This window comes from Synechococcus sp. PROS-U-1 (assembly GCF_014279755.1).
In the GTDB taxonomy this organism is placed as follows: domain Bacteria; phylum Cyanobacteriota; class Cyanobacteriia; order PCC-6307; family Cyanobiaceae; genus Parasynechococcus.
Map to the genome: position 1 here is coordinate 1,003,029 of NZ_CP047951.1, position 22,721 is coordinate 1,025,749.

Sequence of the window (22,721 nt, forward strand, 5' to 3'; positions counted from 1 at the left end):
CTGAATCCAGGGCTCGGCTAGTGCTTTAGCCCCTAATTGTCATCACCTTCGTCACAGGGTGTTGTCCTGGTCGCTGCTGCTCAGGCTGCGTTTCGGGTCGTGCTTGAACACCATCAGGCTCAGCGGCGGCAGGCAGAGATCAAGGGAGTTCTCATAGCCGTGGATGCCCCACTCATCCGTCGGTTTGCCCCCCATGTTGCCGAGGTTGCTGCCGCCGTATTTGGCCGCATCGGAATTGAAGATCTCCTGGTAGAAGCCGGCGAGAGGAACGCCCACGCGGTACTGGGCATGGCTTTGGGGGGTGAAGTTCGCCACAACCACGAGCCAGGTGCCGCTTGTGCTTTCCCGGCGCATGAAGCTGATCACGGAGTGACGGTTGTCATTGCAGTCGATCCACTGGAAGCCGAACTGGTCGAAGTCGTCACGCCACAGGGCCGGTTCAGCCTTGTAGAGAACATTGAGGTCATCCACCAGCCGCTGGATGCCTTTATGGGGGTCGTAGTTGAGCAGGTCCCACTCGAGATCCCCCCAGACATTCCATTCGGCCCGCTGACCGAATTCCATCCCCATGAAGATCGTCTTCTTGCCGGGGTGTGTCCACATGTACGCCAGTAAGGCCCTTGTGTTGGCGTACTTCTGCCAGTCATCTCCAGGCATTTTGTGCAGGAGATGGCTTTTCCCATGCACCACTTCATCGTGGCTGAGCGCCAGCATGAAGTTCTCGGTGTAGGTGTACCAGATCGAGAACGTGATGTTGTTCTGATGGAACTGGCGGAACCACGGGTCCAACTCGAAGTAATCGAGCATGTCGTGCATCCAACCCATGTTCCATTTGAGGTTGAATCCGAGTCCACCTATGTCCGTTGGTTGCGTCACCATCGGCCACGTTGTTGATTCCTCCGCAATGGAGAGGGCTCCGGGGAAGTGCTGGAACAACACATGGTTGGCCTGCTGCAGGAAACGGACCGCTTCTGTGTTTTCCCTGCCGCCGTTTTCATTCGGGAGCCATTCACCATCGGGGCGCAGGTAATCGCGATACAGCATTGAGGCCACGGCATCCACACGTATGCCATCGATGTGGAACTGCTCGAACCAGAAGATGAGATTGGCAACAAGGAAATTGCGAACCTCGTTCCGGCTGTAATTGAAGATCAGGGTTCCCCATTCCTTGTGTTCCCCGATCCGCGGATCACTGTGTTCGTAGAGGTGTGCGCCATCAAAGAAGGCCAGTCCATGGGCATCCTTCGGGAAATGGCCAGGAACCCAATCGATGATCACCCCGATGCCTTCCGCGTGGCAGCGATCCACGAAAGCCCGGAATTCATCGGGCGTTCCATAGCGGCTGGTGGGGGCATACCAACCCGTCACCTGATAGCCCCAGGATCCATCGAAGGGGTGCTCGGTGATCGGCATCACCTCGATGTGGGTGAATCCCCTTTCCTTGACGTAAGGGATCAGACGGTCAGCGAGCTCGGCGTAGGTGAGAAGCCGTGCGCCGGGCTTCATGTCCGCCGCAGGCACTGGTTGACGCGGGGTCCCGTCGGGTTGAATCCAGGGTTCGTCTGCTGAGGCGTGGATCCAGCTGCCGAGGTGCATTTCGTACACCGAGATGGGCTGATCCAGAGCGTTGCTGCTATCCCGCTTCTGCATCCATCCCTGGTCTTTCCAGCTGTACCCGTTCAGGCGGGCCACCACGGAGCTGTTATCCGGGCGGACTTCGTGCTGGAAACCGTAGGGGTCAGCTTTCTGGTAGCAGTGGCCGTCCTGGGTGCGGATTTCGTATTTGTAGAGATGCCCCTCATTCAGTCCAGGAACGAACAGTTCCCAGATGCCACCAAGGCGCTGCTGCATGGGGTGGTGACGTCCGTCCCAGGAATTGAGGTCCCCGATCACGGAAACGCTCAGAGCGTTGGGAGCCCAAAGGCAGAACATCACTCCGGTGATCCCGTCACGCTCGGTGAGATGGGCACCCATCCTCTGCCAGATGTGGTGATGGTTGCCTTCGGCGAAGAGGTGGCGATCCATTTCGCCCATCCATTCACCACGGAAAGCCCAGGGATCGTGTTGTTCATGAACGATCCCGCCACGCTCAACTCGGACCCGGTAGCTGCAGCCAGGGTCCCTGCCGAGTTGTGCCTCGAACACCCAGGGGTGGTTGGGGGTGGTCATGGTGATCTCATCGCCCCCCACCAGCAGGGTGACCGTTTGGGCATCAGGCATCCACATCCGCACGGTCCAACCCTGTTCTGAGGGTTGGGGACCGAGCACCGCGAACGGGTGGTCATGGCGACAATTCGCCAACCGTTCGCCGTCCTGCACCATCCAGTCGAGGACTGCGGCGACACCCATGGGAGATCTATGAATTGGGCGCGATGTTAAGCCTGATTTACGAAACAGATCAGCAGGTGATCAGACGAAGTCTCGGGAAATGTCGACGTTGATGATTCGACCGCGGTCGTCGAAGATCACGAACAGGTTGGATGTGGCCTTGCCGAAGGCAACAGACACAAGCACGAGCTGCTGATCCCCTCCTTGATGGGCGATCACGGCGTCTTTGACCTTGCGAAAACCACCAGCCACCTTGCTGAGCTTGGTCCACTTGCGTTCGAGATCTCCCGGGGCCAGATCTTCCTGCAGCTGCAAGGACATCTTGGATCGCGCTGCGATCCAACGCCCTGCGGCAAGGTCTCGGGTGAAGTCGAGTGCCGTTGTTTCGATGGGCTGGATGCGGTCGGTCCACTTCCAGGCGAGCAGCTTGCCGTCCTCATCCAGCACCATCAGCATGCCTTCGTCACCGGATCCGGTGGTCACGACAGCATCAATCGTGGTCGTGTTGTAACCAGGAATCACCCTGACGATGCGGGTTGCATCGATGGCCACGCGTTGGTCCAGGCGAGCCTGGACGGTCTTCACATCAACACTGGCCTGAATCGGGGTAGCCAGGGCGTCGTGCATGACGTCTCCCTGGCGTTGCTTGAGGGCCTCCAGCAAGAGTTCAGCAGCCGCTGTCGCTTGTGCCGGCGTGAGTTCAGTCCTTGTCAGTTCCTCCGCTGCTGCGGGACTGATCAACCCCATGGGGGCTGACAGAGCGATGGCCAGCAGGGCAGCGGAGAGCTTCAAAGCACAAAGGTCAGTCGAGCCTCAGTCTGCCGGAGCCAAAGGGGTTCAGCTGCAGGGTGGAGTCACTAAGCGTCAGTGTCAGCGTCACCACACGGTGCTCCGGGCTTGATGCCCCACAGGGCACGGCGTCGTGGCCAGGGTTGACGCCGATCGCGGGCCAGGCTGCTGCGGCGACCGAGACCCGCAGTCGATCGCCTGGTGCCAGTGCGGCCTGAAGCGGCTGAAGGGTCACGTTGCGCATGGCTGTTGTCAAAGCCTCGTCACCTCGAATGCGTAGGACGCCAGTGCTCAGTTGCTCGATGGTGTTGGCGCCCGCAGGCAGACGCGACACGCTGACGCAGAGATCAAACCCGGGCTGGTCCGCTTGTGCGTTGAGCTGCAGTACCGGTTGCCCCGATAGCAGAAGCTCAGCCACCAAGGGGGCTGAGGTGAATGTTGCGACGTCGCCGCGTTGATCCACGGCCATCCGGTCCACGGGGCCGGGGGGTGTTCCGAGGTGTCCACCGATGGCCGGGACCGGTCGCCAGGGGTCATGAACGATGTTCACGCTTCCCTCTCCTTCCCCAGCAGCGACGAGCGCTCCTTCCCTTGGATCGATGCAAGCCAGTCCCTGGCTCCGCAGGCCCCATGACGCAGGGATGGTCGCGTCTGGTGCCGGAATGCAGTCCCATTGATGGTGCGTGATGTTCCAAAGCTGGTTGGTTGGCCTTGGCTCCTGCGGTGGTTGATCCTGCAAATGCTGTTGGAAAAACTGCAGCATCAGCTGCTGGCTCTCCGGCCACCACTGAAGGTGCGAAGCGGGTCCGATGTGAAGTGATGGCTGACCACCGGCGGCCTTGCTGCGACACCAGAGGTCGAGCAGGCCCACCAGATGCGGGTCCCACCATCCACCGATTAAGAGCATCGGTTGTTGGAGCCAGGTCACAGGGGGGCGATGAACAGTCCACTGCTGCGGCTGGTTCGGGTCACTTTGCAACCATCTCCAGGCCATGCCATCGGGGTCATGGCGTTCCAGCAGAGCAGGCCCTTCTCTCAGGTAGGTGGTGTCTTCCAGGCTTCTGCGGATCTCCAGCCAGGCGGTCACGTCTCCGCGTCGCTGGGCCTGAAGGGCGGCGAGCTGAAGCCCCCAGCCCAGTCCAAGCTGCCACCAGTGGGCACCTCCTTCACAACTCCAATGGCGACGTTCGTCCAGTCCGGTCATCGCTGGTGCTGTGCACTCCGGTGCCGGCGTGGATTCAGCGGCGGTGAGTTGGGTTAAACCCTGATACGAAAACCCGTAGGTCCCCAGTCGCCCATTGCACTCCGGAAGCTGGCGAACCCAGGCGTGGGTGGCGGTGGTGTCGGCTGCTTCCTGACCAAACCCACCGAAGTTGCCCTCCGACGCCCCTTGACCCCGCACATCCTGAATAACGACCAGAAAGCCATGGGACGCCCACCAGGTTGGGTGGGCGTAGGTGACCGTTGAGGCGATGCGGCTTCCATAGGGCTGCCGCATCAGCAGAGCAGGCCAGGGACCGCCCCGGCTGGGATGCCACAGCCGCGAATGGAGCACGACGCCATCCGCAAGCGTCAGCGCTGCATCTCGGCAGAAAATTCCGCTCGTCTCAGCGGACATCGGGGCAATGCATCCCCACCACGTAGGTCACAAGGATTTCGGCATCCTGAAAATTCAGGGTCTGACTTTTGGCGACCTTGCGGGTGGCTTTTTTGGAATAGGCCGATTTGTTGTTGTCGTTCATTTGTCGGAAGGAACGACACATCTCCTTGGCTTTCTCAGGATTGCGTTTGACGTTATTGAGTAAATCGGAGTCAGCGGCACTCACGAGCGCAGGTGTGCTGATCAGAGCCAGTGAGACCAGAGCCGAACGCAGGAAGGTCAACCTCATGCATTGTTCATACGCAGGATTGAGCATCAAGTCAGGGGCGATGGGGTCAGTTCGCGAGTTGCCTGGCGCGTCGGATCCAGTCGCCGGCAACCCGCAGATCCACGACAGCAGGTCTTTTGGTCCCGAGACTGCGCTCAAGCCTGCCGGTCTGGCGCACGAGACGTTCGGGGCTGCAGGCGGCTAGTGCAGCCGGCGTGGCAATGCCGGCATGCATCAGCAGCGCGGCGTCCTGGGGGGGCAGATTCAACACACAGACCAATTCCGCCATTCCACGCAGCCGCTTGAGGTTGCGGGCCGATGCCTGACCGCTGCGGGCGAGTCGGCTCAGCTCCAGATCCGTTAAGGCACGGATGGTGGACCACCGATTGATTCCGGCTTGATCAAGCTCTTGTTTCTCCCTGCGAAACGACTGGGGAAGCTCCTGAATCACGTCGTTGAAGTCCGGCATCAACGAAAGGTCTTGCTGACCTCTCCCAGGATGACGGGACGGGCCAAGCCGTCACCCTCCGCCTGGATGCCCCGCAAACGCACCAGAACAGTCCTGCTGGAACGGCCGGAGCCGCGCAGATTCCCCTCCAACTGCTCCAGGGTGGCCTCGACTGTGGATGGAGCCAGGTCGGCAGGGACCTGTGCCACCACCAGGTCGTTGCCGTTGTCAAACACGATCGGTGCTCGCACAGCACCATCGACCACCACGGGGGGTGTGTAGCTCACGCCAAACGCCCAGCAGCTGACAGCAAGCAGCAGCGTGAAGCTGCTGACGCCGACCAGGCGAAAACGGATGCCCCAACGAGCAAGGAAGGCAACAGCAGTCAGCCCTCCAAGTCCGAGACCGGACCATCCCAGCCAGGGAGCGGCGGTAAGCAGCAGCTGATCAAAGGCCATGGGGTCTGGTGCACTGAAAACACGCTCCTTATATTGCGCTGAATTCCGGGGTGGCCGTCGCGTCTGATGGGGAAAACGCGGCGCTTTGTCTGGTTGGCAGCTGGCAGTTTCGTTCTGGTTGGTGCCGGAACGGCGGGCTTCATGGCCCTTGATCGTGTAGCGGAGCGCACCGTTGCACGCTTCCGTCCCGCCTTGGAGAACTCTCTTTCGGCGCCGCTTGGTCATGCACTGAAGATCGGTTCCTACGACGGACTCCGTCCTTGGGGGATCGCTTTAGGCCCAAGTCGGATCCTGCCGTCCGCCGAGGATCAGTCGGAACTCAGCCTGGCGGGGCTTGAAGTCAGCCTTGCCCCCTTGGCCAGTCTGCGGCGTTTTCAGCCGGTTCTGCAGATCACCTTGCACGAGGTGCGTGGCGAGTTGCAGGCCAACGAGGAGGGTCGCTACTGGACATTTGGTGCATCGAACGGCAAAGCCGACCTGCCGCGGCTTGGGTTGCAATACAAGTTGGCCGACCCAGCACGGCTTCGATTTGGCCCTCAGCGGCAGACCCTTGAACTCCGCAGCCAGGGCTCGGTTCTACTGGGAGAGGCCTTTTTCAGCACCGAATCCGAACTTCGCTGGGTTGAAGGGGAAGGGTCTGTCCGTTTGGACGGTCAAGGGCACTGGGATCGACCCGGTTTCAGGTTTCGAAGTCGGCTGGATCGGCTCAACCTTCAACCGTTGGGGGCGGTTTTTGCGCCCTCTCTGGATCTGGATGCCTCAGGGCGTCTGAAAGGCGATGTTCAGATCAGCTGGACCGGAGGCTCTTGGAACTGCAGGGGTGGACTCGGGCTCACCAATCTCAAGATTGCTTCAGTTCAGACCAAGCGCCTCAGCATCGGCTGCAAGGGTGAGCAACTGAAGCTGGAGCCCACAACGCTGCGTTTTGGATCGTTTGAGGCTCTGGCCTCTGGATCCGTTGCCTTGAACAAGCGCTTTGACCTTCGCGCTGAAGTTCGCAGCACGGAAGGTCTCCCTGCGAGCAAGGATCGGGTGAAGCTTCGGATCCAGGGGCCCTGGGGGGAGCCCCAATGGAGCGTCGATGGGCAGATCCAGCTGCCTGAAGCCATGGGCCTCAACACAGCCCTGATGCTGGATGGTCAATGGCGCACTCCCTGGCTGAAACCTCAGCAACGGGCTGTTCTGGTGGATCGGCTCCGGCTCAGAGCCCCAGGATTGCGTTTTGGTCTGACCGGAACGATTGGTTCGGATCTGGATCTGCGCAGTACGGAGCTGCAGATTGATCCCCGCTTCTGGTCTGCTCTGGCTTCGCTCCAGGCCGGATTGGGCCAAACCGCACCGATTCTCGGAGCAGTGGATGTCAGTGGTGATCTGGCTTCACCCAATCTGACGCTGAAGCTTGGCCAGGCTGCGAACCCTCTGCTGGAGCGTTGGTCACTCCAGACCCGATGGTCCACAGATGATTCAGCTTTGGTGCTGGATCGCTTCACCAGCCCAATGCTGCGGGCAGAGGCTCGCCTGCCTCTTCAAGTGGTGCAGGGGCGGATTCAATCCGGTGAGCTTCAGAGCGGCTTTGAACTCAAACCTCTGGAACTCAGCCGCTTCACCCCCTTGATCGGTACGCCACTGGATGGTCGCGTAGCGGCGCGGGGGCGGTTGAACGGACCGCTGTCGGCCCTTGAGCCGGACATCACCCTGATGCTGGACGAACCCCGCTTCGGTGCCTTGCAGGTTCCTGAACGTTGGCAAGGCAGCCTCAGCGGGGTACTCGGCCGTGGAGCTCGCCTGGAGATGGCGGCCAAGCAGCCCGCGGTGCGCGCCTCGATCGTGGCCGAGCTCGCCGCAGACGGTTGGCCCAAGGCCGTGCGTTTGGACCGTGGTGAGGGGCAGTTGCGCTTCGACGGTCTGGAGTCGAGGGGCGCGCAACGCCGCTACAGCTGGAGTGCTGCTGACCTCAACATTGATGGTCTTCGTTTCATCGTCCCACCGGGCAATCAGCCCAAAGCTGTTGCTGGTCAGCTGACGGGTTCAGGGAACCTCGCTTTGGCCCCTCTCGCGGTCAGTGGGTCTGCCTCCATCGCAGAGCCCTCCTTGGCGGGTGTCGCGATGGAGAGCCTCAATCTGGAGGGTGTTCTGGCGGATGGCCGTTTTCAAGCGGATGCAGCGTTGATGCCCAGGGAGGGCAGTCTTCGGCTGAAGGCCCGCGGAGATCTGGGTGGACGGATGCAAAGCGAGATCGAGGCTCAAGGTCTGGATGTGAACTGGCTGACGCTTCTGGCTCGGCAATTAAAAGGTCATGACCGTCCTTCCGGTCCGGCTTTTGGGCGTGCTGAAGATCTCGGAACCCTGTTCATCAACACCTTCGGCGGTTCCCTCGATGGCCAGTTGCAGGCCTTGGCGCAATCCCGACGTGCTCTTGAGGCTTATGCCCTGGCCCATCCCAGCAAGGGTCCACAGCTGGAGCGCTTGGAAGGACGGATCAATGTTTCCGGCACGATTGAGGGGCCCACTCCAAAGCGTCTCAAGGCCGATCTGATCGCCAAGGCGCATTTGTGGATTGAGGGGGATGACCAAGCCAAGGCGCTTCAGCTCGAACCGGTGGTCGCCACGCTTCGCGGCCCACTTTTCGGAGGATCCGGTGACCTCTCTCTGTTGCAGGTTCCGTTGTCCCTGCTGGCGTTGCTGGCACCTGTTCCTCCCCAGCTCCGCGGCAGCATTGGCATCCGAGGCCGTTACGACCTCACTGGAGAGGCTCCCCTGCTTGCCTCCGATCTGATCCTCGATTCCGCCAGCCTTGCGGGCCAGCCACTGCAGTTGGAGCAGCGATCGGTCGTCGTCGACCGTGAGTCAATCCGTCTGGATCTGGCTCTGAGGGGAGGGGAGAGCAAGGAAGCTCTCACTGTCTCCGGGGATGTTCCCTTTGATCCCGATGCCGATCTGAATCTGAAGCTGGAAAGCCATGGGGATGCCCTCGGCGTGTTGACGCTTCTCGCGGGGGATTCCCTGACGGTCAAGCAGGGGGGAACGGATCTCCGGCTTCTGCTGCGCGGTCCCCTGAAGCAACCCCAGGCCAATGGCTTCCTCGTGGTAACCAACGGTGATCTGAGCATCGGTGAGCAGGCGCTTCGCCGGATCAATGCCTCGATCCTGTTTGACTTCGATCGGGTCTTGGTGCAAAACCTTGAGGCCGAGGTGGGCCGTGGCGGCAAGCTGCGCGGTTCAGGAACGCTCGGTTTGTTCGCTCCCCAGCGCGATGCTGAGCCCCTCACCCTGCAGCTCAGTCAAGGTCAGATTCGTCAGCCGATTGTGAATTTCCAGGCCGACGGCGAATTACGGGTCGCTGGTGCCTTGGTGCAACCCGTCGTTTCCGGAGATCTCACTCTGTCCAGAGGCACACTTCGGCCGCAGTCCGGATTCTTCGGACGGGTGCGGCGGGGCGGAGTTCAAGGGTTGATTCCCACGGGCGTGGAGGGTCCCTCTGCTGCAGTGCAGCCCGGCGTCATGTCTGTGAATGCCTTGATTGAGGAGAAGTGGGATTTCAAGGAACCTCTGGTCCTGATGGGACCCAACACACCGATTCAGGGACCGGATCAAGTGCCAGGGTTCATGCCGAATCTGCCAGCGATCCGCTTTGACAATCTTCGCCTCGCTCTCGGTCCTGATCTCCGGGTGCTGATGCCCCCCTGGATCAGCTTCAAGGGGGGAGGATCGGTGGCATTGAACGGCCCACTGGATCCCTCTCTTGAGGCGCGAGGTTTGATCCGGCTGAATTCCGGCCGGCTCAGCCTGTTCTCTACCACCTTCCGCTTGGATCCTCGGGCAGCGAATGTTGCTGTGTTCACGCCCTCGCTGGGGCTCGTGCCCTACGTGGATATCGCGATGAAGTCACGGGTGTCTGACAACGTCAGTGTTGGCAGCGCCAATCAGACCACCAGCTCCAATGTGTTTGCTTCGAATGGCAGTGGCAGCGCTTATGCCGAGGGGGGGCAGCTTCGCTTGGTCAAGGTCACGGTTCAAGCCACCGGCCCGGCCAATCGTCTGGTTGACAACAACAACCTTGTGTTGCGCAGCACACCTCCGATGTCCAAGCAGCAGCTGTTGGGCTTGATCGGTGGAAATTCCCTGTCCGGTTTGGCCGGAAGCGGTGGTGCGGCTCTGGCCACGGTGGTGGGTCAGTCGCTGCTGTCTCCCGTGCTGGGCACCTTGACCGATGCCATGGGGCAACGGCTTCAAGTGGCGATTTTTCCGACCTACGTCACTCCCGATGTGAAGTCAGACAAGGAGCGCACGTCCGGCCGGGTCCCGCCGACATTCACACTGGTGACGGAGTTCGGTTTGGATTTGACCGACCGGTTCGACCTTTCCGTTCTGGCGGCCCCGAACACCACCGATGTTCCGCCGCAAGCAACCGTCTCCTATCGGTTGACGCCGAACACCTCCGTGTCTGGTGCTGTGGATGCCAATGGCACCTGGCAGAGCCAGTTGCAGGTCTTCTTCCGGTTCTGAACCATGCCTGGTGCGCAGGTGATCGGGGTGGACCTCGGGGGTACGGCGATCAAGCTGGCTCGGATCCGTGCCGATGGCACGGTGCTAGCGGAGGCGCAATGGCCCACACCGCAGCCCGCCGTTCCTGGTGCCGTGACCATGGCCCTTTGTGAGGCCATTGCAAAGATCGATCCGGAGTATCAGGCCGAGGCGGTTGGCATCGGGCTTCCCGGTCCGATGGATGCTTCGGCCCGAGTGGCGCGGGTCTGCATCAACCTGCCCGGCTGGGAGGACGTGCCTTTAGCGGACTGGTTGGAATCACGGCTCAATCGCCGGGTCACCCTTGCCAATGACGGCAACTGTGCCGTGGTGGGTGAGGCCTGGCTCGGTGCTGCCCAGGGAGTTGAGGATGTGGTGATGCTCACCCTCGGCACTGGTGTTGGTGGGGGGGTGCTCCTGCGTGGGGAGTTGTTCACGGGCCACAACGGTGCGGCCGCGGAACCGGGGCTGATTGGGGTTCAGCCCGACGGTCCGGCCTGCAACAGCGGCAACCGTGGCTCTCTGGAGCAGTTCGCGAGCATCACGGGCCTTCGGCGGCTCTGCGATCGCGATCCCCGCGAGCTCAGTGCAGAGGCCGATGCCGGTGATCCGGTCGCCGTGGAGGTTTGGAGACGTTATGGCGAGCGTCTGGGCTGCGGGGTTGCGTCTTTGGTGTACGTGTTCACGCCGCAGTTGGTCTTGTTGGGTGGTGGCCTCGCTGGTGCCGCCCGTCACTTTCTGCCGTCGTTGCGTCGCGAGGTGGAGTCACGGGTGCAGGCTGTGTCTAGGGAGGGGTTGCGGATCGAAGCCGCCTGCCTGGGCAATGGTGCTGGACGCCTGGGGGCTGCTCGGCTCGCCCTGCTGCGGCTGAACGGGATGATGGCTCCAGATTGATTGCGTTGATGTCCAGCGTTCCAGAGCCTTCCGCCGCGCTGTTGCAGCGTGCTGCGGCTGTCCGCCGTGCTGCTGTTGATCTGGGGCAGACCGATGACGGGCAACGCGCCTTGGCGCTCCAGGCGATGGCGGACGCTCTGACCGACCGCGCAGCAATCATCCTTGGTGCCAATCGTCAGGATCTCGAACGGTCGGCAACCGAGGGGTTGGCACCGGCCCTGATGGCCCGGCTGAAGCTGGATGAAACCAAGTTGGCTGCAGCGATTGATGGCGTCCGCAAGGTGGCCAGCCTCAGCGACCCGCTGGGCTGCCGCCAGTTGCACCGGGAGCTTGATCATGGCTTGGTGCTGGAACGGATCTCCGTGCCGCTTGGCGTGGTGGGTGTGATCTTTGAGGCCAGACCGGATGCCGTGATGCAGATCGCCTCCCTGGCGATCCGTTCGGGCAACGGCGCCCTGTTGAAAGGGGGCAGTGAGGCCCGCTGCACCAATGAGGCTGTAATGGAAGCGCTGCAGGCAGGCCTGGCGGCAAGTCCGGTGTCCGCCGATGCCCTAGCGCTGCTTACCACGCGTCAAGAAAGCCTGGCCTTGTTGCGTCTGGACGGCCTCGTGGATCTGATCATCCCCAGGGGGAGTAACGAGCTGGTGCGCTTCATCCAGGACAACACCCGCATTCCGGTGCTGGGCCATGCCGATGGGGTGTGCCATCTCTATGTGGATGCTGCGGCCGATGTCGACCAAGCCGTTCGGGTGGCAGTGGACAGCAAAAGTCAGTATCCCGCCGCCTGCAACGCCATCGAGACCTTGCTGGTGCACCGCTCCATTGCCAAGCCTTTTCTGGCAGCAGCGCTGCCGGCCTTCGCGGCTGCCGGGGTTCAGCTGCGGGGCGATGCCGAGAGCGTGGCCCTCGGCGTGGCTGAAACGGCCACGGAGGAGGACTGGCGCACGGAGTATCTGGATCTGATCCTGGCGGTGAAGCTGGTGGAAGATCTGGAGGAAGCCACCGATCACATCCGTTCCTATGGGTCGCGTCATACCGAAGTGATCCTGACCGAGGATGCCCAGGCTGCTGACCGCTTCCTGGCAGCGGTGGATAGCGCCGGGGTCTATCACAACTGCTCCAGCCGGTTCGCCGATGGGTTCCGCTACGGATTCGGCGCTGAGGTGGGTATCAGCACCCAGACCCTGCCGCCCCGAGGACCGGTCGGTCTTGAGGGGCTGGTGACCTATCGCTATCGGTTGCGTGGTGAGGGTCACATCGCTGCCGACTACGCCAACGGCAGCCGTGTCTTCACCCACATCGACAGGCCCCTCTGATGGATTGCATCGGTGTGCGGGAGCTCCGCTTGTGGGCCCATGTCGGGGTGTTGGAGCACGAACGTCGGGATGGCCAGTGGTTCAGCCTTGATTTCAGTGTTCAGCTCGATCTGACGGCTGCTGCCGGGGCTGACGACCTAAGCCGGAGTCTTGATTACAGCGTGGCGATTCAGGCCCTGCAGGGTCTGTCCCAGCAGATTCGTTGCCTCACGATCGAGCACTTCAGCGAGCAGATGCTGGATCGGTTGGAAACCCTGTACGGGGCCATGCCGATGTGGTTGCGATTGACCAAATGTGCTGCACCGGTTCCTGGATTCAACGGTCGGGTGTTCGTGGAGCGCTCGCGCCATGGCGGCACATCAGCCCTGTGAACATCCCTCTGGTGTTGGTGCATGGTCTCTGGGACACGCCCCATCTGTTTCATCGGCTGATCCAGGGGCTGGACCAGCCGAATCGCCCTCTGCTGGCGCCGCATCTTCCCCATGGGCTGGGCTGGGTGCCCTTGCGGCAGTTGGCCTCTCGCCTTGATCAGCACATTCAGCAGCGCTTTGGTTCTGACACCAGGGTCGACCTTTTGGGTTTCTCGATGGGGGGCGTGATTGGCAGGATCTGGCTGCAGGAGCTTGGGGGGGCGCAACGCACCCGACGCTTCTTCAGCGTGGGCAGTCCACAGCAGGGCACCCTTGCCGCCCAGCTGATTCCCCGCCCGCTACTGGCCGGTGCTGCAGACATGAAAGTCGGCAGTCGCCTCCTGCGACAGCTGAATCGCCCAACCGATGCCCTGGATGGGGTCGAGTGCTGCAGTTTCTTCTGCCGCTGGGATCTGATGGTCTGCCCTGGCTGGAGAGCTGTTCTGCCGGTGGGTCGGCATGAGGAAATCCCTGTCTGGACCCATCAGCAGCTGATCAGTCACCCCGCAGCAATTCAACGGCTCAGCAGCAGCTTGCGCGCCTGAGGTCAGGCCGCGGCCACCAGGCCGGAATGGCGAATCAGCGCTTCGGTGCTGGCTGGGCGGCCGCGGAAGGCTTTGAACACGTCTGCAGGGGAGCGACTCCCGCCGAGGCTGAGCACGGTGTCGCGGAAGCGGGCTCCGGTTTCGCGAACCCGATCCTCCTGATCCAGACCTACCTCCTCGAAGGCGGAGAAGGCATCTGCACTCAGCACCTCAGCCCACTTGTAGGAGTAGTACCCGGCGGAGTAGCCGCCCGCAAAGATATGGCCGAAGGAACAGAGGAATTGATCCTCCGGGATCGGAGCCATCACTGTGGTGGTCGCTGCGATCTCACGGCGCAGCGCGTCGGGCGTAATGCCGAGCTCCGGAGTCCACTTGCTGTGGAGGCGAAGGTCACTGAGGGCGAAGTGAACCTGCCGCAGGGTGGCCAGTCCCGCATTGAAGGTGCGACTGCTGCGTAGCTTGTTGAATTCAGCCTCAGGCAGAGGTTCACCGGTCTGCCAGTGGCGCGCCATGCCCATCAATGTGGCGTGATCGAGGCACCAGTTCTCCATGAACTGGCTGGGGAGTTCAACGGCATCCCATTCCACGTTGCTGATGCCGGCGGCTTCCGGTTCTTCGACGGTGGTGAGCATGTGCTGGAGCCCATGGCCGAATTCATGGAAGAGGGTCTCCACCTCCTCGAAGCTCATCAGGCTGGGGGTGTCTCCGACAGGTGGAGTCTGGTTGCAGATCAGATAGGCCACCGGCAGCACCACCGATCCATCCGGTTGCTTGTTCAAGCCCAGGCATTCATCCATCCAGGCCCCACCGCGTTTGCTGGCCGGCCGGCTGTAGGGATCCAGGTAGAAGCCAGCCAGAGGTGTGCCATCCGAGCGCTTCACACGGAAGAAGCGAACGTCGTCGTTCCAGATCGGTGCCTCGCCATCTGCGGCGACGATCTCCACGTCAAAGAGACGTGAGCAAAGGCTGAACAGTCCATCGAGAACCTGCGGCAGCGGGAACCAGGGGCGCAGCGCTTCTTGGTCCAGGTCGAACCGAGATTGGCGCAATTTTTCCGACCAGTAGGCGATGTCCCAGGGAGCCAGGTCATCTGCTTCAGGGGCCTTGTGCTCCTGGGCGATGGCTTGGAGGTCCTGCAGCTCCTGTTCTGCTGCTGGATAAGCCGCAGCACGGAGTTCTTCCAGAAGTGCTTCGACGGCCGGCACGTCGTCGGCCATTTTGGCGCTCAGACTGAGGTCAGCCCAATGGGCATACCCCAGGCGAGAGGCTTGTTCGCGCCTCAGGGTCAGGATCTCTTCGATCAGTGCGCGGTTGTCGAGATCTCCTTCACTGGCCCGCCCCACATGGGCGCGATAAGCCTTTTCCCTCAGGGAGCGGTTGGTGGCATGGGTGAGGAACGGCAGATAGCGGGGCATGTCCAAGCCCAGCAGCCAGGGGCCACCTTCAGCGGAAGCATCAGCATCCCCTGCCTCGCGGGCCGCTGCGGCCAGCGCTTCCAGAGCCCGTTGCGGGAGGCCTTCCACCTCGTTGGGTTCGGTGAGTTTCAGAGTCCACTGCTGTGTGGCATCGAGCACGTGGTTGCCGAACTGGGTGGACAGTGAGGCCAGACGTTCACTGGTGCGGTTGAAGGCCGCTTTCTCATCGCCACTGAGGCCCACCCCGCGCTGCTGCATCGACAGCAATTCTGATTTCAGAATCCGCTGTTGGGTGGCGTTGAGGGGCTCGGCCGGGTCGTTTTGAAGTGATTCCAAGGCTCGATGAAGAACCTGGCTTTGGCCGAGGCGGTTGCTGAGGCGCACAACATCGGGTTGCTGGGCGGCATGGGCATCACGCAGTTCGGGGGAATTGCAGACGCCATTGAGGTGAGACACAACACCCCAGCTCCAGCGCAGCCGTTCACCAATGGCCTGAAGTGGCTGCATGACCGCGTCCCAGGAGAGTCGGGACGGGCCCGCTAAGGCTGATTCCAGAGATTTCTCAAGCTCACTGAAGGCTCCATCAAGTTGTTCGAGAAGGACAGGGATGTCCTGGCTGACCAGCTCGGGGGAAATGGACCGAAATTCGGGCAGGCCTTCGCCGCGAAGGAGAGGAGAAGCAGATGTGGTCATGTCAGCTGGCGATGAACTGCAGGGCTAGGGCGTTGGTGGAGGCTTCGTAGAGATCCATGGCGACGCGCGGCCAGATTCCGATCACCAGGGTTGGTACCAGGAGGCTCAGGCCAATGATCAGTTCCCTTGGCCGCATGTCATTCACGCTGGCCAGTGCAGGAATCCTGGGACCAAAGAACACTCTGCGGCACATGGAGAGCAAGTAGATCGGCGTGAGCACAAGCCCGATGGCGGCCAGCAGGACGGTGATTGATCGGAACAGTGATGTGAAGGCTTCCTGGCTGGTGATGCCGAGGAACACAGTGATTTCACTGATGAAGCCGCTCATGCCCGGCAGCGCCAGGGATGCCAGGGAGCTGGCAAGGAAGAAGGCGAAGGTGATCGGCAAGGCTTTGGCCAACCCACCCATGTTGGGGATCGAAAGGGTTTTTGTTCGCTCGTAGAACACCCCTGTCACGAAGAACATCGCGGCTGCAATCAGGCCATGGCTGACCATCTGAAGCATCGCTCCGCTGATCCCCAGTGCATCCACGGCACCGATCCCCACTAGAACAAATCCCATGTGACTGACGGAACTGCAGGCGATCCTGCGTTTCACGTTGTCCTGGGCGAAGGCGTTGAGGGCGCCATAGACGATATTCACGATCCCAAGGATCACTAGTGCAGGCGCCAGGGTGTAGTGCGCTTCCGGCAGCATCTGGACGTTGAAACGGAGCAGCGCATAGCCGCCCATTTTCAGGAGAACGCCGGCCAATAGCATCGACACCGGCGCATTCGCTTCTCCATGGGCATCAGGCAGCCAAGTGTGGAGAGGGAACATCGGCAATTTCACGCCAAAGCCGATCAGGAAGCCGAGGTAACACAGGAGACCGAAGCTGCCGCCGGGGGAGCGAGCGGCCAGTTCCGTGAGGTTGAACGTGAAGGTATCGCCGGAAAGAGCCAGCGCCAAACCACTGATCAGGATCAGCAGGGAGGCCAGCGCTGTGTAAAGGATGAATTTGGTCGCGGCGTATTGGCGGTTTTGTCCGCCCCAAATGGCGATGAGCAGGTAGACGGGAACGAGCTCTAGCTCCCAGGCGAGGAAGAAGAGCAGGAAGTCTTGGGACAGAAAGACCAGGCCTTGGGCCGAGGCCTGAACCAGCATCAGGGCGAAGTACAGCCGTGGCTTGCGTTGAACTGACCAGCTGGCAGCCACAGACAGCAAAGTCACCAGCCCGCTGAGCACGACGAGAGGCGCGGAGAGACCATCCACCCCGAGGGACCACTCCAGGCCGAGGGCCGGAAGCCAGCTCACACGTTCCACCAGCTGGAGACCTTCAGCGCTGGGGTCGAAGCGGGTGGCAAACACCCCCATCATCAGCAGCAGATCGACCAGCAGGACGATGAGCGTGATCGTTCTGGGCGCGGGGGATGGCTTGTCCTCGCTGACTGGGACCAGGGGAAGCACGAGAGCTGCCGCCGCCGGCAGCAACACAATCAGAGATAACCAGGGGAACGGTGTGCTCGAGACAGCAAGCTCTGCTAACCCAGCGTCCATTCCTTGTCCGCAATATTTAACAAAGCTAACAGGGCTGAGCCCTCGATTTAGGTGGATCTACTCATCTTCTGCCGGTTGCCAGTGGCTGCCTGCGGTTTGCAGATTCAGCACCGGCGCGCGGCTGGCGACCCCCGCTGCTTCCCACGCTTTCACCATGGCGCGACTGACGGCTGGACCCTTCTCCTCCGAGCAGAGCGCCAGGACGCTTGGCCCGGCACCACTGATGGCGCAGCCCCAGGCTCCAGCCTCCATGGCCGCCTGTTTGACCTGGTCTCCCCCTTTGATCAGTCGCCAGCGGTAAGGCTCGTGGAGCCGATCGTGCATGCCGTCGGAGATCAGGTCTCCATTGCCGGTGCGCAGCCCCTGAAGCAGCAACGTCAGGGCACCAAGGTTCACCACGGCGTCGCCAACGGGGATGGCCTTGGGCATGGCCCGTCGGGCTTCGCTTGTGCTCAGACGTATGGATGGAATCGCGACGACGGCCTTCACTCCTGGCGTCCATTCGCAACGCACAACACGCCAGCGCTGGGAGGCGGCCTTGGCGGTCATGCAAAGGCCGCCCAGAAGGGATGGCACAACGTTGTCGGGGTGTCCTTCAATATCAATGGCCAGTTCCAGCAGCTTCTCCTTGGAGAGGGGTTCCCCCACCAGGGCATTAGCCCCCATCAATCCGGCCACAATGGCCGTTGCACTGCTGCCAAGCCCCCGTGCCGGCGGCACGGCAAGACGCACCCGCGCCTCCAGGGCGACGGGTTCAAGACCAGCTGCTTTCCACACCCGTTGCGCAGCTCGATACACGAGATTTTCAGGCCCACCACGGAGATGGCTTCCCTCCGATCCCTCAATAATCAGCTCAAACCGTTCACCACCCCCTTCGATCCGCCGCATGGCGAATCGGTTGTTTAGGTCGAGGGCAGCACCGAGGCAGTCAAAGCCTGGTCCGAGATTGGCCGTGGTTGCCGGGACGTCCACGACCACTTTCTGACCGATGCGCGGCTGCGCCATCGCTGATCCTCTGCTCAGGCCAGTTTCCCACTTGACTCCGCCAGCATCCGTGCACGGCAAGCAGCACTGAATAATCCGGCATCGGGATCGATGACGGCCGTGACCCGGAGCCCCTCGATCAGTTCGCGGAATCGTCCCTTGTCGCGCATTGGATTGAGAAAGCTTGCGGATTGAAGTCCTTTCAATTGTTTTGAGGCTGTGCCGCCACCGACCCAGAGGCCTCCTGTACAGAGTTCCTGCAGGGCAAGGTCGCCCGCCGCTGATCCATAGGCCTCCAGCCACAACTGCAAAGCCCGCTGCATTAAAGGGTCTCCCCCTTCAGCGGCGAGGCTCACCTGAGCGGGTAGATCGTTTGGGCTGTTGCGTCGCCAGGCTTCGGCCACGCTGCGGAGGGGGTGCATGACGGCATCTGGTTTCTGAAGCAGCCAGTGGGCCACATGCCCCAGGCCGGTGCCACTCACGATGCGTTCAATCGACAGTCTGCTGACGCCGAGATCCTGTTTGAGCCAGCAGGCCAGGTTCCACTCCGCTTCATTGCGCGGGGCAAATTCGCGGTGGCCTCCTTCGCTCGCCACGGCCACCAGTCCCTGTTCGCTCTGCAGTCCACGTGCCATGCCGAGACCGGTGCCTGCACCAAGAATCGCCAGTGGGCCATGGTCCTGTTCGCCGTCCTGAAGGATCACCTGTTGGCTGTCGTTGAAGTGGGGCAGCCCGTAAATCAGAACGGCGAAGTCGTTGACCAGCTCGAGGCGTTCCAGCCCCGCGGCACGAGCCAGGTCGGCCTCACGGAGTCGCCAGGGCAGGTTGGTGATTTTGGCTTCCCTGTGGCGCACCGGACCAGCGACGGCGATGCAGGCATGTCCTGGAGCAGGAAGATCTGCTGGACGATTGTTGAGGAAGGAATCGATCATCGGCTCGAGGGAGGCCCATTCCCCTGAGCGGAAGCGCTGCTGATGCAGCAGTTGAAGCTGACTCCCGTCGCTTCCATACAGAGCAAGCAGGGTCTTGGTGCCTCCCATATCCCCTGCAAGGAGTGTGGTGGTGGCCATCCGGGCCCGCAGCGTCTTCTACCAGCGTGGGTTGGTCAGGCGAAGAAGTCCAGTGGAAGCGGTCCCCATGTGGTGCTTGGTGTGGTTTCGTCATCGCCGTGCCCACTGATCAGAACTCCCTCGCCGAGGCCGTTCTCGATCCGAATCCGGATTGTGCCCCCCTTCTGGTTGGCTTTCAGAAACACAGGACCAGGCTCCTCCGGGCTGTTCACAAGCTCCATGGACTCCCACTGTTGGCTTTGCTCCAGGCTGCGCAGTGCTGAAAGGGCCTGATCCACGGACGGGGCCATCACGCCAATGGTGAACCAACGAGCGTTTCTCATGGCCTGGGTGAGTTCCTGGCGGAGCTGATCCCTGATGTGCGGCAGCAGCTCTGGTGCGCTACGCAAACGCGCGAGATCGGCCAGGTGGTGCACGGGTGATTCCGTCATCAATTCAGCTCCAGGCCTGCGGCGCGCTGGCTGTTGGCCATTTGAGCAGCACTGAGCAGGTCGGCCACCGATGTGACCCCGAGGTCACCATCCCGTCGGCTGCGCAGGCTTGCGGCGTTCTGCTCCGCCTCCTTGGCACCGATGACCGCCAACACGGGGATCTTCATCTGTTCGCCGGTGCGGATCAACTTGCCGAGACGGTCGCCGCTGCGGTCGATGGTGGCGCGCACACCAGCTTGAGTGAGCTGGTTCAGCAACTGCTCCGCGTAGGGCTGCACCTCGTCGGTCACCGGCAGCAGACGCACCTGTTCCGGGGCCAGCCAGAAGGGGTAATCGCCGGCGTAGTTCTCGGTCATGATCCCGAAGAATCGCTCCAGCGAGCCGAAGATGGCGCGGTGGATCATGATCGGTCGCTGCTTGCTGCCGTCGGCGGCGATGTAGTCGAGCTCGAACCGTTCCGGCAGGTTGAAATCCAACTGGATGGTGGAGCACTGCCACATCCGGCCAATGGCGTCTTCGATCTTGAGATCAATTTTCGGGCCGTAGAAGGCGCCGCCGCCCTCATCGATTTTGTAGGCCCAACCCTTGCGCTCAAGTGCCTCGACCAGGCCCTGGGTGGCCAGGTCCCAGACGGCGTCATCCCCGATGGACTTCTCGGGGCGGGTGGAAAGGTTGATCTCGTAGTTGCTGAAATCGAAGGCGGAGAGGATCCGCTCGGTGAGATCGAGGATTTTCAGGATCTCGTCGCTGATCTGCTCGGGCAGGCAGAACACATGGGCATCGTCCTGGGTGAAGCCCCTGACCCGCATCAGACCGTGCATCACACCGGGGCGCTCATAGCGATACACGGTTCCGAGTTCGGCCCATCGAATCGGTAGTTCCCGGTAGCTGCGCAGCTTGCTGGCGTAGGTGAGCACGTGGAAGGGGCAGTTCATCGGTTTGAGCTGGTATTCCCGCTCGTCCACTTCCATCGGCCCGAACATGCTCTCGGCATAGAAGTCGAGGTGGCCTGAGGTTTTCCAGAGGCTGATGTCGGCCACATGGGGGGTGTAGAGGAGCTCGTAGCCGCCCTCGAAGTGGGCCTGACGCCAGAAGTCCTCGATCAGCAGGCGCATGCGGGCGCCGCGGGGGTGCCAGAACACCAGGCCGGCACCGGCTTCATCTTCGATGGAGAAGAGGTCGAGATCCTTGCCGATGCGTCGGTGATCCCGCCGGAGAGCTTCGTCCTTGCGGCGCTTGTGCTCCGCCAGTTGTTCGGGGGTCTCCCAGGCCGTGCCGTAGATGCGCTGCAGCTGAGCCTTGGTTTCATCGCCGCGCCAGTAGGCGCCGGCCACGCTTTCCAGCTCGAAGGCCTTGGCGTTGAGTTGCCCGGTGTGGTCCACGTGGGGGCCAGCGCAGAGGTCCCACCAGTCCTCACCAAGGGTGTAGAGGGTGATGGGCTCCTGAAGACCCTCAAGGATCTCCAGTTTGTAGGGCTCGTTCTGAGCCTTGATTTTTGCTTCGGCGTCGCCGCGGCTCACCTCGACCCGTTCAAGGGGCAGTTTTTTGTTGATGATCTTGATCATCCCCTTCTTGATGGCCTTGAGATCGGCCTCGGTGAAGGGATCCGGGTTGTCGAAGTCGTAATAAAAACCGCTCTCGGTCCACGGTCCGATGGTGACGCGTGCCTTGGGAAAGAGCTGCTGAACGGCCATGGCCATTACATGGCTCATCGAGTGGCGGATCTTCAGCAGCTGGGGGCTTTCGCTGGTCTTGGGCAGAACCACCGGAGCTGAGGGGGCTGGGGTGGTTGCTGCAGCGCTGCTCACCGGTTCAGGTTCGGGGCCCGCCATCCTATGGGCGAGACCCGAGGGCATCACGTGGGTGAGTCAATGAATCGGGAAGCCGGCGCTCTATTGGACGAGCTGCTGGCGTCCCTTCTCGATGACTTCGAGCACTGGTTTCAGCGCGGGGAGGAGCTCCTGCAGAACTGTCCGGATGCCGTGATGGCGCCTGAGGAGCGTCAGGGCATGGAGGGCCGACTCAAGGACGGCAGGAAGGCGATTGCTGCGACGCGAGCTCTGGTGGCTGCATCAACCCAGCCCATGGCTGTCTCCATGGCGGTGATGAACCCGTGGCACGGGTTGGTCACTGAGGTGTGGGCCTTGGCCGCGAAGCTGGGTTCGTCCCGCTCGCGTCAGGCACCCAGCTGACTTCTCAGCTGGCGCAGGTTGCTGCTGTAGAAGCTCGCCAGCTCCTGATGGCTCTTGACCGGTTGCCCGTAGGCGGAGTGGCCGGCTTTGGTGGGGAAGGATGCCCATTCCGGGGCGAGCTTTGCCATGGCGTCCTTGGTGAGGCCCTGCCGATCAATCTCATCCAGAGCACCACGTCGCTCTGCGAGATGCAGTGCGGCCTGATCCTGGTGCTTGGGTTCAAAGCTGGACAGCCTGAGTTCCTGGGCGACACCTTTCCAGGTCTTGGGCAAGAACTGATACGCGCCCGCAGCGGCGCTGGTGTAGCGCTTCACGATCACCCGTTCTGGATGACGGGACAGGTCCTGGAACTGCCCGCCGCCGTACATGATTTGGTACCCCTTGTCTTCGCCATCCTTCCAAGTGCCTTCGGCGTAGCGGATGGTATTAAGCAGCGCGCGGCGTTCAGGAGTCATCTCGTAATGCCCCCCCTCGTTGCCGTAGGCCAGGGTGGCGCGGCTGCCGGAACCGTCTTGATCGGAACGTTCGGCGAGGGCCTTGGCGTTCTGGGTGGGCTGTGTGGCTCCTGCGCAAAGCACCATTCCTGCGGTCAACGCTGCACCGACCAGAAGGCGGCTCCAACGGGAGTTTGGGTTGAACGCAGAAAAAGAACGACGCACGCAAAGCAATCAGGTGGACGATCACAGTGCTGGCCCACGAAACCTCGACGCGAGGTCGGTTCTTGAGGGGTTGACAGCCTTGATTTGCTGTGTCTATGCAAGTGAGAACGTCCTGAGAGTCTTGCGAGACTCGTTACTGCTTCTGGGGTTGTCTCGGTTG

General features: G+C 61.7%; 19 protein-coding genes. 6 read left to right on the forward strand and 13 right to left on the reverse strand.

What is annotated here, in order from left to right:
- Positions 1–51: 51 nt before the first annotated feature.
- From glgB to SynPROSU1_RS05450, 6 genes are read right to left on the reverse strand one after another with little or no spacing between them, the layout of a single operon-like run.
- Complete coding sequence (gene glgB, locus SynPROSU1_RS05425) at positions 52–2,349, reverse strand: 1,4-alpha-glucan branching protein GlgB (RefSeq protein WP_186571873.1); 2,298 nt, start codon at positions 2,347–2,349, stop codon at positions 52–54.
- 60 nt (positions 2,350–2,409) lie between these two features.
- The gene (locus SynPROSU1_RS05430; protein WP_186571874.1) at positions 2,410–3,120 is read right to left on the reverse strand and encodes a DUF3887 domain-containing protein; all 711 of its coding nucleotides are present in this window, start codon (positions 3,118–3,120) and stop codon (positions 2,410–2,412) included.
- 10 nt (positions 3,121–3,130) lie between these two features.
- On the reverse strand, positions 3,131–4,735 hold the full coding sequence (locus SynPROSU1_RS05435) for a CocE/NonD family hydrolase (RefSeq protein WP_186571875.1): 1,605 nt from the start codon (positions 4,733–4,735) through the stop codon (positions 3,131–3,133).
- Positions 4,725–5,006, reverse strand: a complete 282-nt coding sequence (locus SynPROSU1_RS05440; protein ID WP_186571876.1) for a hypothetical protein — start codon at positions 5,004–5,006, stop codon at positions 4,725–4,727. The genes SynPROSU1_RS05435 and SynPROSU1_RS05440 overlap by 11 nt, the downstream gene beginning before the upstream one ends.
- A 46-nt stretch (positions 5,007–5,052) precedes the next feature.
- Positions 5,053–5,454 (reverse strand): DUF4332 domain-containing protein, encoded by a 402-nt coding sequence (locus tag SynPROSU1_RS05445; protein ID WP_186571877.1) that lies wholly within the window; start codon positions 5,452–5,454, stop codon positions 5,053–5,055.
- A complete protein-coding gene (locus SynPROSU1_RS05450; protein ID WP_186571878.1) occupies positions 5,454–5,891 on the reverse strand; it encodes a DUF2518 family protein in 438 nt (145 codons plus the stop codon). Before SynPROSU1_RS05450 ends, SynPROSU1_RS05445 begins: the two co-directional genes overlap by 1 nt.
- Before the next feature lie 66 nt (positions 5,892–5,957).
- Here SynPROSU1_RS05450 and SynPROSU1_RS05455 point away from each other — a divergent pair, with 66 nt between their 5' ends.
- From SynPROSU1_RS05455 to SynPROSU1_RS05475, 5 genes are read left to right on the forward strand one after another with little or no spacing between them, the layout of a single operon-like run.
- Positions 5,958–10,397 carry a translocation/assembly module TamB gene (locus SynPROSU1_RS05455; RefSeq protein WP_186571879.1) on the forward strand — a complete coding sequence of 1,480 codons (4,440 nt, stop codon included), beginning with the start codon at positions 5,958–5,960 and terminating at the stop codon, positions 10,395–10,397.
- Positions 10,398–10,400: 3 nt separating this feature from the next.
- Complete coding sequence (locus SynPROSU1_RS05460; RefSeq protein ID WP_186571880.1) at positions 10,401–11,309, forward strand: ROK family protein; 909 nt, start codon at positions 10,401–10,403, stop codon at positions 11,307–11,309.
- Between the two features lie 8 nt (positions 11,310–11,317).
- Positions 11,318–12,625, forward strand: coding sequence for a glutamate-5-semialdehyde dehydrogenase (locus SynPROSU1_RS05465; RefSeq protein ID WP_186571881.1), 1,308 nt, complete (start codon positions 11,318–11,320; stop codon positions 12,623–12,625).
- The gene (locus SynPROSU1_RS05470; protein ID WP_186571882.1) at positions 12,625–12,996 is read left to right on the forward strand and encodes a dihydroneopterin aldolase; all 372 of its coding nucleotides are present in this window, start codon (positions 12,625–12,627) and stop codon (positions 12,994–12,996) included. The genes SynPROSU1_RS05465 and SynPROSU1_RS05470 overlap by 1 nt, the downstream gene beginning before the upstream one ends.
- Positions 12,993–13,580 (forward strand): triacylglycerol lipase, encoded by a 588-nt coding sequence (locus SynPROSU1_RS05475; RefSeq protein WP_186571883.1) that lies wholly within the window; start codon positions 12,993–12,995, stop codon positions 13,578–13,580. Before SynPROSU1_RS05470 ends, SynPROSU1_RS05475 begins: the two co-directional genes overlap by 4 nt.
- Positions 13,581–13,582: 2 nt before the next feature.
- Here the strand turns inward: SynPROSU1_RS05475 and SynPROSU1_RS05480 are convergent, their stop codons facing one another.
- From SynPROSU1_RS05480 to thrS, 6 genes are read right to left on the reverse strand one after another with little or no spacing between them, the layout of a single operon-like run.
- Entirely contained in the window at positions 13,583–15,688 is a 2,106-nt protein-coding gene (locus SynPROSU1_RS05480; RefSeq protein WP_186571884.1) for a M3 family metallopeptidase, read from the reverse strand.
- Between the two features lies 1 nt (position 15,689).
- On the reverse strand, positions 15,690–17,225 hold the full coding sequence (locus SynPROSU1_RS05485) for an NAD(P)H-quinone oxidoreductase subunit 4 (RefSeq protein ID WP_186571885.1): 1,536 nt from the start codon (positions 17,223–17,225) through the stop codon (positions 15,690–15,692).
- A gap of 57 nt (positions 17,226–17,282) precedes the next feature.
- Positions 17,283–18,230: a homoserine kinase gene (thrB, locus tag SynPROSU1_RS05490; RefSeq protein ID WP_186571886.1), complete on the reverse strand. Its 948-nt coding sequence runs from the start codon at positions 18,228–18,230 to the stop codon at positions 17,283–17,285.
- A 14-nt stretch (positions 18,231–18,244) separates the two neighbouring features.
- Positions 18,245–19,279 (reverse strand): ROK family protein, encoded by a 1,035-nt coding sequence (locus SynPROSU1_RS05495; RefSeq protein ID WP_186571887.1) that lies wholly within the window; start codon positions 19,277–19,279, stop codon positions 18,245–18,247.
- A 35-nt stretch (positions 19,280–19,314) separates the two neighbouring features.
- The gene (locus SynPROSU1_RS05500) at positions 19,315–19,710 is read right to left on the reverse strand and encodes a DUF1824 family protein (protein ID WP_186571888.1); all 396 of its coding nucleotides are present in this window, start codon (positions 19,708–19,710) and stop codon (positions 19,315–19,317) included.
- On the reverse strand, positions 19,710–21,542 hold the full coding sequence (gene thrS, locus SynPROSU1_RS05505) for a threonine--tRNA ligase (RefSeq protein WP_186571889.1): 1,833 nt from the start codon (positions 21,540–21,542) through the stop codon (positions 19,710–19,712). Before thrS ends, SynPROSU1_RS05500 begins: the two co-directional genes overlap by 1 nt.
- Before the next feature lie 3 nt (positions 21,543–21,545).
- On the opposite strand from thrS, the gene SynPROSU1_RS05510 reads away from it, so the two are divergent.
- On the forward strand, positions 21,546–21,902 hold the full coding sequence (locus SynPROSU1_RS05510) for a DUF2605 family protein (protein WP_186571890.1): 357 nt from the start codon (positions 21,546–21,548) through the stop codon (positions 21,900–21,902).
- Here the strand turns inward: SynPROSU1_RS05510 and SynPROSU1_RS05515 are convergent.
- Positions 21,887–22,483 carry a glycoside hydrolase family 104 protein gene (locus tag SynPROSU1_RS05515; RefSeq protein WP_255444890.1) on the reverse strand — a complete coding sequence of 199 codons (597 nt, stop codon included), beginning with the start codon at positions 22,481–22,483 and terminating at the stop codon, positions 21,887–21,889. The genes SynPROSU1_RS05510 and SynPROSU1_RS05515 overlap by 16 nt on opposite strands.
- Between the last annotated feature and the right edge of the window lie 238 nt (positions 22,484–22,721).

Bases quoted from the DNA above. Each gene is read 5' to 3' on its own strand.
- glgB (WP_186571873.1), bottom strand. From the start codon at position 2,349: ATGGGTGTCGCCGCAGTCCTCGACTGGATGGTGCAGGACGGCGAACGG.
- SynPROSU1_RS05435 (WP_186571875.1), bottom strand. From the start codon at position 4,735: ATGTCCGCTGAGACGAGCGGAATTTTCTGCCGAGATGCAGCGCTGACG.
- SynPROSU1_RS05440 (WP_186571876.1), bottom strand. From the start codon at position 5,006: ATGAGGTTGACCTTCCTGCGTTCGGCTCTGGTCTCACTGGCTCTGATC.
- SynPROSU1_RS05445 (WP_186571877.1), bottom strand. From the start codon at position 5,454: ATGCCGGACTTCAACGACGTGATTCAGGAGCTTCCCCAGTCGTTTCGC.
- SynPROSU1_RS05450 (WP_186571878.1), bottom strand. From the start codon at position 5,891: ATGGCCTTTGATCAGCTGCTGCTTACCGCCGCTCCCTGGCTGGGATGG.
- SynPROSU1_RS05455 (WP_186571879.1), top strand. From the start codon at position 5,958: ATGGGGAAAACGCGGCGCTTTGTCTGGTTGGCAGCTGGCAGTTTCGTT.
- SynPROSU1_RS05460 (WP_186571880.1), top strand. From the start codon at position 10,401: ATGCCTGGTGCGCAGGTGATCGGGGTGGACCTCGGGGGTACGGCGATC.
- SynPROSU1_RS05465 (WP_186571881.1), top strand. From the start codon at position 11,318: ATGTCCAGCGTTCCAGAGCCTTCCGCCGCGCTGTTGCAGCGTGCTGCG.
- SynPROSU1_RS05470 (WP_186571882.1), top strand. From the start codon at position 12,625: ATGGATTGCATCGGTGTGCGGGAGCTCCGCTTGTGGGCCCATGTCGGG.
- SynPROSU1_RS05480 (WP_186571884.1), bottom strand. From the start codon at position 15,688: ATGACCACATCTGCTTCTCCTCTCCTTCGCGGCGAAGGCCTGCCCGAA.
- SynPROSU1_RS05485 (WP_186571885.1), bottom strand. From the start codon at position 17,225: ATGGACGCTGGGTTAGCAGAGCTTGCTGTCTCGAGCACACCGTTCCCC.
- thrB (WP_186571886.1), bottom strand. From the start codon at position 18,230: ATGGCGCAGCCGCGCATCGGTCAGAAAGTGGTCGTGGACGTCCCGGCA.
- SynPROSU1_RS05495 (WP_186571887.1), bottom strand. From the start codon at position 19,279: ATGGCCACCACCACACTCCTTGCAGGGGATATGGGAGGCACCAAGACC.
- SynPROSU1_RS05500 (WP_186571888.1), bottom strand. From the start codon at position 19,710: ATGACGGAATCACCCGTGCACCACCTGGCCGATCTCGCGCGTTTGCGT.
- thrS (WP_186571889.1), bottom strand. From the start codon at position 21,542: ATGGCGGGCCCCGAACCTGAACCGGTGAGCAGCGCTGCAGCAACCACC.
- SynPROSU1_RS05510 (WP_186571890.1), top strand. From the start codon at position 21,546: ATGGGCGAGACCCGAGGGCATCACGTGGGTGAGTCAATGAATCGGGAA.
- SynPROSU1_RS05515 (WP_255444890.1), bottom strand. From the start codon at position 22,483: ATGGTGCTTTGCGCAGGAGCCACACAGCCCACCCAGAACGCCAAGGCC.